This is a genomic window from Bradyrhizobium sp. 159 (genome assembly GCF_023073795.1).
Taxonomy (GTDB): domain Bacteria; phylum Pseudomonadota; class Alphaproteobacteria; order Rhizobiales; family Xanthobacteraceae; genus Bradyrhizobium.
This window is the reverse complement of the sequence record NZ_JADPKE010000081.1, coordinates 50,506-63,226: the sequence shown is the minus strand read 5'-3', so window position 1 is coordinate 63,226 and position 12,721 is coordinate 50,506. Positions and strand designations below refer to the sequence as shown.

Annotated in this window: 14 protein-coding genes and 1 pseudogene; 3 read left to right on the top strand and 12 right to left on the bottom strand. The window is 59.5% G+C overall.

The window, feature by feature from the left end; all coding sequences use genetic code 11:
- Positions 1-256 precede the first annotated feature (256 nt).
- The 11 genes from IVA96_RS21845 to IVA96_RS21795 form a co-directional block, all read right to left on the bottom strand.
- On the bottom strand, positions 257-394 hold the full coding sequence (locus IVA96_RS21845) for a hypothetical protein (RefSeq protein WP_247419183.1): 138 nt from the start codon (positions 392-394) through the stop codon (positions 257-259).
- A 135-nt stretch (positions 395-529) separates the two neighbouring features.
- Positions 530-889 carry a hypothetical protein gene (locus tag IVA96_RS21840; RefSeq protein WP_247279055.1) on the bottom strand — a complete coding sequence of 120 codons (360 nt, stop codon included), beginning with the start codon at positions 887-889 and terminating at the stop codon, positions 530-532.
- Positions 890-900: 11 nt separating this feature from the next.
- Positions 901-1,140: a nitrogen fixation protein NifZ gene (locus tag IVA96_RS21835; protein WP_247279054.1), complete on the bottom strand. Its 240-nt coding sequence runs from the start codon at positions 1,138-1,140 to the stop codon at positions 901-903.
- Complete coding sequence (locus IVA96_RS21830) at positions 1,137-1,457, bottom strand: nitrogen fixation protein NifZ (protein WP_247419182.1); 321 nt, start codon at positions 1,455-1,457, stop codon at positions 1,137-1,139. The genes IVA96_RS21835 and IVA96_RS21830 overlap by 4 nt, the downstream gene beginning before the upstream one ends.
- 1,113 nt (positions 1,458-2,570) lie before the next feature.
- Positions 2,571-2,795, bottom strand: a complete 225-nt coding sequence (locus IVA96_RS21825; RefSeq protein ID WP_247279052.1) for a 4Fe-4S binding protein — start codon at positions 2,793-2,795, stop codon at positions 2,571-2,573.
- A 17-nt stretch (positions 2,796-2,812) separates the two neighbouring features.
- Complete coding sequence (gene nifB, locus IVA96_RS21820; protein ID WP_247419181.1) at positions 2,813-4,369, bottom strand: nitrogenase cofactor biosynthesis protein NifB; 1,557 nt, start codon at positions 4,367-4,369, stop codon at positions 2,813-2,815.
- Between the two features lie 639 nt (positions 4,370-5,008).
- Positions 5,009-7,120 carry a prolyl oligopeptidase family serine peptidase gene (locus tag IVA96_RS21815; RefSeq protein WP_247419180.1) on the bottom strand — a complete coding sequence of 704 codons (2,112 nt, stop codon included), beginning with the start codon at positions 7,118-7,120 and terminating at the stop codon, positions 5,009-5,011.
- Between the two features lie 480 nt (positions 7,121-7,600).
- Positions 7,601-7,822: a putative nitrogen fixation protein NifT gene (gene nifT, locus IVA96_RS21810; RefSeq protein WP_247279050.1), complete on the bottom strand. Its 222-nt coding sequence runs from the start codon at positions 7,820-7,822 to the stop codon at positions 7,601-7,603.
- On the bottom strand, positions 7,819-9,012 hold the full coding sequence (nifS, locus tag IVA96_RS21805) for a cysteine desulfurase NifS (protein WP_247419179.1): 1,194 nt from the start codon (positions 9,010-9,012) through the stop codon (positions 7,819-7,821). The genes nifT and nifS overlap by 4 nt, the downstream gene beginning before the upstream one ends.
- Positions 9,013-9,030: 18 nt before the next feature.
- Positions 9,031-9,324, bottom strand: coding sequence for a NifU family protein (locus IVA96_RS21800; protein ID WP_247297528.1), 294 nt, complete (start codon positions 9,322-9,324; stop codon positions 9,031-9,033).
- A 39-nt stretch (positions 9,325-9,363) separates the two neighbouring features.
- On the bottom strand, positions 9,364-9,684 hold the full coding sequence (locus IVA96_RS21795; RefSeq protein ID WP_247279072.1) for an iron-sulfur cluster assembly accessory protein: 321 nt from the start codon (positions 9,682-9,684) through the stop codon (positions 9,364-9,366).
- A 327-nt stretch (positions 9,685-10,011) separates the two neighbouring features.
- Here IVA96_RS21795 and IVA96_RS21790 point away from each other — a divergent pair, with 327 nt between their 5' ends.
- The 3 genes and pseudogenes from IVA96_RS21790 (at position 10,012) to IVA96_RS21780 (ending at position 12,060) form a co-directional block, all read left to right on the top strand.
- Positions 10,012-10,602 carry a hypothetical protein gene (locus IVA96_RS21790; protein WP_247419178.1) on the top strand — a complete coding sequence of 197 codons (591 nt, stop codon included), beginning with the start codon at positions 10,012-10,014 and terminating at the stop codon, positions 10,600-10,602.
- A gap of 158 nt (positions 10,603-10,760) precedes the next feature.
- The gene (locus tag IVA96_RS21785; protein WP_247334072.1) at positions 10,761-11,042 is read left to right on the top strand and encodes a hypothetical protein; all 282 of its coding nucleotides are present in this window, start codon (positions 10,761-10,763) and stop codon (positions 11,040-11,042) included.
- A gap of 257 nt (positions 11,043-11,299) precedes the next feature.
- A pseudogene (locus tag IVA96_RS21780) lies at positions 11,300-12,060 on the top strand (IS5 family transposase).
- Between the two features lie 165 nt (positions 12,061-12,225).
- Here IVA96_RS21780 and IVA96_RS21775 read toward each other — a convergent pair.
- Positions 12,226-12,510, bottom strand: coding sequence for a hypothetical protein (locus IVA96_RS21775; RefSeq protein ID WP_247334074.1), 285 nt, complete (start codon positions 12,508-12,510; stop codon positions 12,226-12,228).
- Positions 12,511-12,721: the final 211 nt, after the last annotated feature.

The window sequence follows — 12,721 nt, the reverse complement described above, 5'->3', positions numbered from 1 at the left end:
TGATCGAGCACGGTTCGCTCATCCCCATTTGATCTACCGCAGTATCCTTGGATTAATAAGCCACGTTGAGATACCCAGGCAATTCCGCCCTCAGCGAACACTTCTGCGAGACCATCGCCTGCCCCCGTCACATGGACCCGATGAACGAGCGAGCGACCTGATCGTGATATTTCCCGGGCCGGGCACTACGGCATGGCAAGCAACCCGCGGGCCTAGCCGTCCTGTGTGAGCTTGGCACCGGAAGGCGATTGCTTGATCATGACTTGCCAGAGCGCTTGGCCAGCACAATGCCGGCGGCGCGGTGTGGATCATTCGTGATCTGTACACAGCGATCTCCACTGTTGAGCAGATGCAGGTCGAACTTTCCAAGCCGGCGGAACGGACTCAGCGTCATGTCGGACGCCTCGCAAGAAGGCAAGATGTGGAACTTTCTGCCGGAGCGTCAGGCAGGGCTCAGAGGCTGTATCAATAGCGGCGAGCGTCTGCTCGATCTCTGTCAAGTCGCCTTCGAGCACCATCTCCACAATCCTTATTGCCAGAACAAACGTTCAGGGTCGGCGTTCAGAACCGCTGTCGCCAAGCCAAGCCGTTGATGGGTCGAATGCCACTCCCAGACGCCCTTGCGGTGATCTTTGCGGAGCAGCTGCCATGCCGCCCCAGTCCTATCGTGGTGCAGCAGCGCGACGTCGACGAGGTCGCCCTCCGCATTGATATTGCCTGAGCAGCACGGGCTCTCGACCAGATAGCCGCCAGCAACCGCTGTCACCTTTGGCGAGACATATCGGTAGTGCTCGCGCTTCGTCAGCGCGCGCACGATCCGCCACCGGTCGAGCTCGTTGGGATGCGCAGGCAATCCGGAATGATGTCGTCTGATGATTGCGGCGTTCATTGCGCGATATCCTAGACTGCAGAGATTTCTGCCTCGAGGCAGCCAACCACCAAGTGCTTGCCGAAGTCGACCATATAAATGGGTAGGTTCGCTTCCGTATGGCGACCGACCTGGACGATCTCACCAATGTACCCGACGCTGACCAGACACTCTTCCGCCGACGCGCCGGGAAAGGAACCGTCGTTGAGCAGATCGATTGCCGCCTTGACACGTTGGCCTGACCGGTATTTTGGCGATCTTGGTTCGATCATCGGGGTGCCGCTCCTGGCAAGAACGGCTCCTCGCCTTCGTGGCTTGGCGTGACTAGATCGAGCTCCTTGCATTTCATGCCGACGCGATTGCCGGAGCCGAGGAATTCGACTCCATAGATATAAAATTGTTGCAGGAACGTGCCGATCGAGATGACATAGCCAAGCTCGCCTTTCTTGACCAGAACCTCACCGATCTCCTTGCCTACATAGGTGCCGTCGTTACGGATGGTGCGGTTGGCCCGCACGTTGTCACCATAATCAAAGAAGGGGGCGTCCGTCAGCTCGACGATGTCACTGTCACGGGCGATGTTGCTCATGCTGCGTCCCTGTTCCATAGTTCAATTGTACCGCGCCTTGCAGGCGCCCGGCCTTACGGACCACCCTATCATGATGCTCGATCAACCCCCTCCATTCCCGCACGGCGGCGCTTGCGATCACGGATTGCATGAGCCTGTCGGGATCCCGGTGCAGCAACATCAACGCCCGCAACCTAAACTCCAGATGCTCGAGACTGTCGTGAGCCCATGGTTGATGTTGAAGAAGCCATCGACGCGGCACGCGCGTCTGCCATCGAGGGAGGCGTGCTTGAGCCGGCGGCGAGGCGCGTGCTTCAGCGCGGGATGCGCACAGCCGACAGAGTCGACCTGATTACCCCGGCAACCGATGGCATTGTGGACGTCATCACTCACGGTCCCGCCCATACGCTCGAGCGTGCCCAACAACACCTTGGCGCCAGCCTTGTCCGCGGGGCAAAGCCCCAGCAGTCTCCCGACAGCTGCCGTCCTTCCCCAGTTGCCCGAGACGCATCTGCAAGTCGGCAATATGCGTCGAGCGAGAACAGGAAGACCCACACGAGGTGCTCTCATAGCAGCCGAATTCCGGCTTGGTGGCGCCCACCGCACCAGTGGCAAGAAATTCGTTTCCGCATCACGTGATCCGGTGCGAACGCCTTGGCGTGGCGCAGGTGTACTTTCTGCACTTTCATCGAGGTGATAGGATAGCCCTGTCGCCCTGGGATGATGCTCGGCTGACTCGACACCGTGCGACCAAGACAGGACTCGCGAGGACGCCCTCTTTCGGATGACCAACTGAAGAAGGCCTCGGGCATGAATGTCGCCTGATCAACAATGGCTGCAGGTGCCTGGATTGATGTCGCGGAAGATGCGTCCGCTCTTCGTGGGCCCATCGGCGAAATCGATCCTCCACGCTCAAGGCGGCGGCCTTCGGGCCGACAGGAATAGCTCGACGCGCTCCCGCCGACGTGCTCGTCGCCAGAATATGACTTGGCAACTTGCGAAAACGTTTGGGACCAGGGCGAGCCGTCCACCTGGTCTGAGAAGGCGAAAGCCGCGGCCGGCGCCTCGTCAAGGCGGGCATCATCCGCCCGAGTTTCTGAACCTTTAGTGTCGTAGTGACATCCATCGTAGCCCTCAAGCAGGCTCCTGGTGACGCGGCAGTGCCGTGTCGAGCACGCATGTATTGTCAACCGGGCAAACGGCCACGCATTGCGGCTCATCAAAGTAGGCGGCGCACTCGGTGCATCTCTCAGGATCGATCAGGAAAACGCCGGCTCGCTCGGAAATAGCAAAGTTCGGGCACTGCGTTTCGCACGCCGAACAGCCCGTGCATTGCGAGGCGATGATCTTGAACGGCATTGTCTGAACCCATCCTCTCAGGCGGCGGAAATCAGCGCATTGCGGTGGGCCGCCCGATCGACCCGCTCAACGTGCTCGATCTTCCCCTCATTGACTTTATCGAGATAGAGTTTGAACCAGGCGATCGCCGAGCCATCAATGAACTCGTAGGCATACTGATCGACCGGTTCGATTCCGGCCTTGATCAATTCGGCCTTCGGGCAGCCGCCGATCTTTGACACGAACACGGCATGACAATCGTTGATGGCGCCGATGGCGATTTCGAGCTTGCTGTCCTCGCCATGGCCGCCCTGGCAATAGGGATGAATAGGACGATGACCAACGAATTTTGCGCCTGAAGTCGAGAGCTCGTAGATCTGGAACTCCTTGGCATGACCGAAGTGCTGGTTGATCAATCCCGAGCCCTTGGTTGCAACCGCCACCAGCACCTTGATTTCGCTGGACGCGCTGGCGAGCCCCGCAAGCTGCTCCTGCTTGGCCGCAAGCTTTGCAACGCGCGCCTTCTCGACTTTGGCCTGATACTCCTTTCGGGCCTGCTCATCATATTTGATGTCCATGGCCATGATCTTTTCCACGGTGAACTCCGCGCCGCGGTCCTCCCCAAGCAGTCCGACGGCGTCGGCGCGGCACTGGCGACAGTGACGCATCATGTTCATCTCGCATTCGCAGCTATCCTGCAATGCTGTCACTTCCTGTGCGGTCGGGCCGCGTTGCCCGCTGAGACCGAACACGGTGCCGTGCTCGGGCGACGATATCAGCGGCATCACGTTATGCAGGAAGGCGCCGCGCGACTTCACGGCCTTGTTAACCTCAACCAGATGCTGATCGTTAATCCCGGGAATCATCACCGAGTTGACTTTGCAAAGGATGCCGCGCGCGGTGAGCATCTCCAGGCCCTGGAGCTGCCGATTGCTGAGAATGCTTGCAGCTTCAATGCCTGTGTAGCGCTTGTGGCGGTAAAAGATCCAGGGATAGATCTCTGCACCAATATCGGGATCGATCATGTTGATCGTGATCGTCACGTGATCGACCTTGAGTCTTGCGATCGTGTCGACATGATCAGCTAACGCCAGACCGTTCGTCGAGAGGCACAGCTTGAGATCTGGCGCGAGTTTATTGACGAGCTCGAACGTCTTGAATGTCTTGTCCGGATTCGCCAGGGGGTCGCCAGGGCCAGCAACGCCGACCACGCTCATCTGAGGGATCGCGGAAGCGACCGCCAGCACCTTCTTGGCGGCCTGCTCCGGCGTCAACTTCTCGCTGACAATGCCGGGGCGCGATTCGTTGGCGCAATCGTATTTACGATTGCAGTAATTGCACTGGATATTGCAGGCGGGCGCGACCGCGACATGCATGCGGGCATAATGGTGGTGCGCCTCCTCGCTGTAGCAGGGATGGTTCTTCACCTTTTCCCAGACCTCATTTGGCACATTGCCGATGCCGGCCTGAGATCCGCAGCTCGCCTTGCCGCTTCCACCGACCGTACCGCAGCTCTTGTGCTTAGCCATGACTTGCATGGTCTCGCTGATCTCGCCGCCGCCGCAGGATACCTGGTGTTGCGCTGAAGTACTCATTTTTCCAATTCTCTTCGCAAGTCGAATCCTTCCAGGCAAGCATCCCCAGAATCGTTTCTGAAAAGCCAAGAGCAACTGGCATGCCATACCTGCCACAAACGAATTTTTTGGTTCGTTTCAAGCAGTTAGATAACGCCTGCTCGAATGTCCGTTTTATCAACTCATGTTGGAAAGCTGACAGAAATTGCGATCACAAGAGCGCTGGCCGCGCTATGATGACGGCGGGTACGCTGCTTCATCTATGCCCTTGGGCCAAGAGCATGGCGGCTGGTGTCGTTGAAAGTTGATCTTGTCGCCGAAATGTGACGCGTATGCAAAGCACAATCCGCAAAAGACGTTTCCGGACGCTTTGAAGGACAACTTGAACCGGCGATCCTACGCAGATGCAGACAAGAAGCAGCCCCCTGTTGCCGACCTACGTCGTGAAGATCACGCGGGCCCCTGCCCTGAAACTCCGGAAGGCATTGTCGGGATGAAGAGAAACGCCGAGTGGCCAGGGTGCCGACGGCCACGAATTGGACCGTGCGTCCAAACGTTGGTTGGATCTCGAAAAGGTCGTGCGGGTTTGGACGCCGATCAGATTCGTAAGGCTGCAGCCGCCTCGGTTGACATCGCACGAAGTGCCGTCCAACAACTACACTACGTCGCTGACGTCTCGGTATCCAGCCAGCCGATCCTGCTCTTCAGGAAACGCAGGCCCAGCACCAACAAGCTGGCGTGCTCCCTGTTGTCCTTGCCATAGCCGTGGCCGCCGGCGGCATGCTCGTAGAAATAAGCCTCATAGCCCATCGCCTGCAGCTTCGCTGCCATTTTGCGCGCATGTCCGGGATGGACGCGATCGTCCCGCCGCCTGGTGGCCATCAGGATCGGTGGATAGGACTGCCCGGGTCTTGCGGCATGATAGGCAGAATAGGTCTTCAGCCACTCCCACTCCTCAGCGTTGTCGGGATCGCCATATTCGGCGAGCCAGTTCGCCCCGACGAGCAGTTTGGTGTAGCGGCGCATGTCGATCAGCGGGACGGTGCAGAACAGTGCGCCAAAGAGCCCGGGATATCGCGTTAGCATGTTGGTAATGAGGATGCCGCCGTTCGATCCACTCTCGGCCCCGATCCGCTTGGCCTGTGTCACGCCGCGCTTAACGAGATCGACGGCGACGGCTGCGAAATCGTCATGCGACAATCTCTTGCCGGCCAGCCGGCCGGCGTCGTGCCAGCGCGTGCCGAACTCACCGCCGCCGCGCAAATTTGCCTGAACCGTGGTGCCGCCGCAGTGAAGCCAAAGCTTACCGAGCGCGGAATTGTAATACGGTTTCACGGAGATCCCAAACCCGCCATATCCGCTCAGATGGACCGGCGCGTTGCCGGTCTGTCTGACCGGGCCGGTCTGTAGGTAGGGAATTCGCTCACCGTCGATCGAGATGGCCTCGTGCCGCGTGACCACGCAGTGCTCCGCGGCAAACGTCTTCGGCGCCTGCTTCAGCACGGCGGGACTGCCAACGCCCCGCTCCATCAGGATGAGGGACGGCGGGGTGAGCGGATCCTCGACGTGAGCCAGCAAGTCGCCATTGCTCTCGGACGGATTGCGATCGAGAGACCAGATGTCGACCACGCCAAGATCAGGAAGCCCGCCCAATTGCTCGCGGATCCAGCCATGATCGGATGGCGTGCAGATCTCGAAGACTGGCCGGAGTTCGTCGAGAATACAAAGCACAACTTTGCCCGCACTCCAAAAGAAGCTCTGCAGCGCACGGCGCGGCCCCGGCTCGAAGAGAATCTCGAACTGGCGGCTGCCCGCCAGGAATGCCGGCAGCGGGATGACGAGCACCGTATCCGCGGCATAGGTCTGCCCTGCCACAGACCAGGATTCGCGCGGCTTCAGGGCAAGCCAGTTGCGATGCGACCGCATCCAGATGTTACTTGGCAAGTCGAGCCTCGTCTTGGCGCCCGTTTCATCGCCCAGCCAGACCACGCAATTGGAGACGTCTGTCGCATCGAGGAACCAGATCCTGGGCGGCACGACAGTGTCGTCAACACTGCAACCGACTGACACATGAGCGGCCTTGATCTCAAAGATCACTGCCGCTTTGTCAACATGCGTACCACGCCGCCACAGCCTCACCGTGCGCGCATAGCCGGTGGTCGCGGCCATGCCATCGCCATGGGAGCTTAACAACACCAGCGTATCAGAATCGAGCCATACGCCGCTGCCTTTGGCTTCCGGCAAGCTAAAGCCATCGTGGACGAAGAGCTTCGTGTCTGAATCGAATTCACGCAAAGTGACGGCATCGCTTCCGCCGCGCGATAGACCCAAGATCCATCGCGAGTGATTTCCAGGCGGTGCGGCCGTGGCATTCAGAAGCCAGTCTTTGCCTTCGCTGACGGCAAGTTGATCGAGGTCGAGCAGAATGTCCCATGACGGCTTCAGCGTGCGATACTCTTTCAGAGTGGTTCGCCGCCAGAGGCCGCGTGGATTAGTGGCGTCCCTCCACAGATTGTAGAGATACCCGCCGCGCCGGCTGACATAGGGGATATTGTCAGGTCGGTCGTAAATCGCTGTCAGCGCATCTCCGTCTCGTTCGGCTGCGGGTCCGCCAAACACCTCCAGGGTTCTGCTATTCTGCCGCTCGACGAAGTTCAGCGCCCGCGCGCCTTCGATCTGTTCCAACCATAGATAGGGATCATCGTCAGGAGCGGAGGGCGTTGGCCTTCCAGTTCGCGCGCCATCGACGCTCCTTGTCTGACCATGCTTCATTTACAACCTTAGTCTTGACGCGTAGTTCGACTGATTCAAGGATTTGCATCGCGAACGTTGCATCAAGATTTGCAAGCTACGAGCTGGCCCGAGATTCAATCCTCTCGAAAATGACTCTTGCGGAGTTGCAGCAATTGGCCTGACGCTGTTAAGATGTGCGGAATGCAACGACCGGGCTGGCGATGTCAGCACAATGGGCCCTCGCGAGGGCCTTCCCACCAACGCCATCTCGCTGGCCCAACGCCTCAGTGCTGGCCTAGGCCGAGATATTGCGTGTGGCACCGCGCGTCGGCGCCTTCTTGGTTCCCAAGAATGCTTCGAGCGCTTCCGGAGTCATCGGCACGCTCGGCTGGAACTTTCGGTCACGCCAAGCCAAAGCCAGAGAATGCTGTGGCCTTCCTCGCAGGGGCCAAACCGCTTCGCCAAGAATAGCTTCCGCATCCGCCGGTTTGGCGAGGTTCTGTGGAGTCGCAGCATTCATCATTCGGTTGCTTCGCCGCCGCGCTTCTTGGCGTTGATAGTGATTGGAAGGATGGTGTCACTCGCCATCGCGGGTAGGTCGAGCACCCAGCCATTCGCGATTCGAATCCAACCACCCCACAGCGTCTCGTGCTCACATTCGACAATCGACTCCTCAAGATCCTTCTTGGGCACATAAATCGAAAGCCCCGTCTCGGGCGAACGGCGAATCATGACCTTCATAGGAGCTCCGCAAGTTGTGATCTCTCGCCCGCGCGCTCCTGACACGCACGCCAGAAGGCTCTCTGTTTGGCATTGATGTCCGCCAGGACTTGCAGGACACGATCGATCTCATCCGCCGCCGTCTCGCGCGACAGCGAGAAGCGAACCGCACCGCGCAAAAAGGCCGGTGGTACTCTCATCGCGCGCAGGACATGGGACGGCTCCATCGAGCCGGACGCGCAGGCTGAACCGAGTGAGACGGCAATTCCGTTGCGGTTCAGGTGGTCGACGATGGCCTCTGCTTCGAGATGCTCGAATGCAATGTTAGACGTATTTGGCAAGCGGTTCTTGATATGACCAAGCACGATGCAACAGCCGAGAGCGAGAATGCCTTGCTCCAGCCGGTCGCGAAGGACGCCTATCTGCATCTGCTCTTGTACGAGGTGTGCCGCAGCGAGTTCCGCCGCCTTGCCGAGCCCAATAATGCCCGGAACGTTTTGGGTGCCAGCTCGGCGATGCCGCTCCTGTGCGCCGCCGAAGATCAGCGGTCGGAACTTGATGTCCTTGCGCACATACAGCGCGCCGATCCCCTTCGGACCATGGAGCTTATGGCCGGAGAGCGACAGCATGTCGATGTCCGTAGTCTTCAGGTCAATCGGAATCCGCCCGACCGCCTGGACCGCGTCGGTGTGAAAGAGCGCGCCGACTGAGCGCGCCATCCTGGCGAGGGATTTCACCGGAAAGATCGTACCGGTCTCATTATTGGCCCACATGACCGAGGCGATTGACGTGCGCCTCGACAATGCGTTGCGATAAGCCTCGATGTTCAATCGGCCGCTTGCATCGACCGGAATGACATGGGTCTTGATTCCTCGTCGGCCCAGCTCCTCGGCAAGGGACAGCACGGCTGGATGCTCAACGGCCGTTGTGACGATCTCGTCGCGCCCCTCCTGCACGGCGAGCGCGGACAGGATCGCTGTGTTGTCGGATTCAGTCGCGCCCGACGTGAAGACGATCTCGTGATCGAATGCCGCGCCAACGAGGGCCTGCAGCTTCTGGCGCGCTTGCTTCAATGCGGGCGCAACCTCAATGCCGAATACATGCGCGGACGACGCATTGCCGAATTGCCCAGAGAAGAACGGCAGCATTGCCGCGACCACCAAAGGATGGGCACGGGTCGTCGCGTTGTTATCCAGGTAGATCGGCCGCACGGACTGTCCGCTCTGCACTTAAGGCCCCACTTTGGCAGCTCCGGGGAGCGGGATCAGGCGGACGAACTCGCCGAGCCGCTCGATTAGGCGCGCTTGAATGGCCGCGAGCGTCGTTCCCGCAAGCTTGCATAACATGCAGGCGCCGGTGAGCCTGACCATGATCTTGTTGCCTTCGATTTCGACGAGCTCACAATCCCCACGATCACGCCTGAGCCTTGGCCGACTCTCATCGAGCACGGCGCGGACAATCCGCTGGCGATCGGAAGGCTCTGCAGTCGAAGATTGCTTCGTTCGTTCAGCCTTCAGGCCCATGTTCGATGCTCCTTCCATTGCGAATGGTCCGAAGGCGGCTCAGCTGAACGATTTGCCGCAGGAGCAGCTCGATTTGGCATTTGGGTTATCGAAGCGGAACCCTGATCCTTCGAGCGACACCACGAAATCGATCGTGGTGCCGTTGAGATGCGCCCGGCTCGCCTTGTCGACGAAGACTTTGATCCCGTCTTGCTCGAACACGGGCTCATCGGAGACCGGCTCATGAGCAAGACCCATTTTGTATGTGAACCCTTGGCAACCGCCGCCTTCGACCATGACCCGCAAACCGCTTGCCGGCTGGGCTGTCGAGGAGATTGCGGCCTTCAGTGCGTTGATGGCGCTATCCGTTAGGTTGATCATTTCTGGCTCGCTCTCAGTTTCTGTCGCGAGGCACAATTCGCAAATCCCATGCCAGTCGAGATGCAGCTGAAATCAATTGGTTTTGCAGGCGGCGACCATACGATTTGCGACCTGTCGGCTTTGCGACAGGCGGTTTTCCGGCGTCCCGACCTCATCCGGCCGAGACCTCGTGATGGTGCCGGCACGTATTCATGCACATTGCGCCAAGCCGCCGCTTACGGTGTGCGTCGCTGCAGACATAGGCGCACGGCAAACAACTTGCATAGGGTTAGCGGACACGCCGCGTTCGGCGATGAATGTACACGACAGATTGATGAGGAGCCTTCCATGACGTCGATCGACAACACCGCTCTTGGCCAGTTGGACAAGGAGGGGCGGTTGCTGAATGCGGTGCTTAAGAGCGAGACAACGAAGTCGGGGCGATTTGGATTTCGGGGCGACATCGCGCTGAAGTTCCAAGCCCAGCTCGCCGACGAAAAACGACCGCCGGACTATTCCATCGAACAAGTTCTTGCAATCGCGCAGGAAGGCGAACCGACCATCCCAGTCCTTGCCGGATATCTGCATTCCTTCGCCTATCTACCTCAGGCCGCAAAGGTTCTGGATGGCAGGCTGAGCCCCAAAGGCAGCTATTTCATGTTCTGCAACAACATTGATCTGCTCGCGAAGTACCGCACTAAGATAGGCGACACCACCTTCCGCATTCTGCCTTGCGACGAATCAACTGTATGGAAGGAGATGATGGACCTCGCCGGCGTCGACAAGAATGACATCAAGAAGCTGGGTACGGCCGGTAGGCTCGACTACTTGCTCGACGCGGCCAAGGACATCGGTGGATCATACACGGAAATTTCATACGAGGACGGCCTGGCCAAAATGGAGCCGGTGAAGAACAGAAGCGAAAACCGCCCCGTCTGAGGCATCGCCTCAGACCCTCTCTCTCACCAGCTCGACGAGTATGCCGCAGAGAGAGTCACTGCACCCGCTTCGCCGGGACTGGCTCTGACAAACCCTGGTGATGGACTTATCGGCCTACCTTTCGGGAGAGAACACACCGCCACTCTGCTAAGCGTGTGTTGGTCAAGAGCACTGTCGTCAATTGCACCGAGGAGCGGCTGGCCGCGACGGTCCGGCTGACTGCATCCATGGGGATCCGGACATTCCAGTGCTCATCGGTTCATGATCGCGGTCACATTTCAGAGGGCGGATCGACGATGTATGGATCGGCTTTCGCGCCTGTGCGCCAGGCCTTTGCCAGCCTGCGTGGCGCAGAGATGTCGCGCGTCGATGCTCGCCAGCCGACAGTTGTCGACGAGCTGCGCCCATGGACGATGGAAACCGACCCGGGGATTGGGTAACGCGCAGGTTGCATCGCTCGAGAGAACCCGGCGAGCCAGCGTCGAGCGGTTTGCCTCGTACATGCAGTTCCGCAGAGCCTCAAAATGCGACGGCGGGGTGCCGGTCGATCGAGCCAAGCCAAGCGATAGCTGAGCAGACTTGGCCGCACGTCCTCAATGTTGTGAGAACGAAGCGAAGCTATGCAGAATGCCGCAACCGAAGCTGTCCCAGGACCTGTACCTAAATAGCGCCAGGTGATTCCCTCTCCTGCGAGTTTTTGATTCGGGGGCGAGAGAATGCGCGCGGGTTTGTTTTGGCTGAATGATCGGCAGGACGTATCGAGCCTCATCTGCCGACGGGACTGACGGGGCCGGATCGGGACGACGACCCGGGATCATTCACACGCTGCAGTCGGGTGCGCGATGGGGCGACTGCCCGCGTGAATACGGCCCTTACACGACCGTCTACAATCGCTTCAACCGCGGGGCCAACCGCGGGCGATGGTGCGCAATCTTCGAAGCGCTGGCCAAGCCCGGCGAAGACGGCGTCGTGCTGTCGCTCGACGCGACCTCGATTAAAGCTCACCGGTGTGCCTCCGGCGGAAAAGGGGGGAGCACAATCAAGCAATCGGCCGCGCGCGCGGAGGCCGCACGACAAAAATCCATGCGCTGAGCGATCCGCTCTGCCGGCCGGTCGTGCTGCATCTGACCCGAGGCCAGAATGCCGATATCGCGGCGGCGCCCGATGTTCTGGCGCTCGGGCGGCCCATGAGCGCGCTCCTCGCTGACAAAGGGTATGACGGCGTCGACCTTCGCGGCGAAATTGTTCGTCGCGGCGCCAAGCCCGTCATCCCTAACAAATCCAACCGCGTTGTCATCCATCGCTTCAACAAACGCGCCTACAAAGGCCGAAAGTCATCGAGCGCTGTTTTTGCAGGCTCAAGACTTCCGCCGCATCGCCACCCGATACGACAAGCTGGCCGGGAATTTCTTGGCCACTGTTCATCTCGCCGCTCTCGTCGCATATTGGCTCAATTGAGTCTGGCACCTTCGGCGCCTGCCGGTAGGGCAGCATGCTTCCTAGCCGCGCCGTCAGTTCCATCAGCTCCGGTGTCGCTCGATCGGGACAAAGTTCCTTCGGCGGCGGAAAGCACCGACCATCCCTGGACGGCATTCCCGGCACAGCATCCGGGGATTGCGAACCTCAACGGTGCCGCAGACGGTTCGGATCGGGCGTGTCGTGTAGTCCTTGACGCGGTCGGAACGTATGGCACTCCGGGCAAACCCGGCGAAGAAGGGCATACGTCTCCGCCTCATGATTCACGACCGCGTTCTGCAGCGCTGCCATGATCTTCTTGCTATCGCCGATCGACAAGCCGATGTCGCCGTCGAATAGGCTCTCCCAGCTCTTGTCTATGCGGACCTCCTTCCGGCATGTTTCACCAAATTCGTTCCGGCCCTCGATCGTAAGCGTCCATTCCACCGCCATCGCTTTGTCTCAAAACGATGCTGATGGACTGCTCGAGCCTAACAACCCGTGTTTGACCCCAGAGAAGTTACCGGTCTCCTCACGACCGACCGCGCATGACTGGGCGTCAATGTGGATCGCTACTCCTTCATTGCAATGGACTTGCACCATCTACTCCTTGCCGGTCTCCCGGCCCACCTTGTTCCGACCCCTTCAGGGGCTCAGCTCGTTC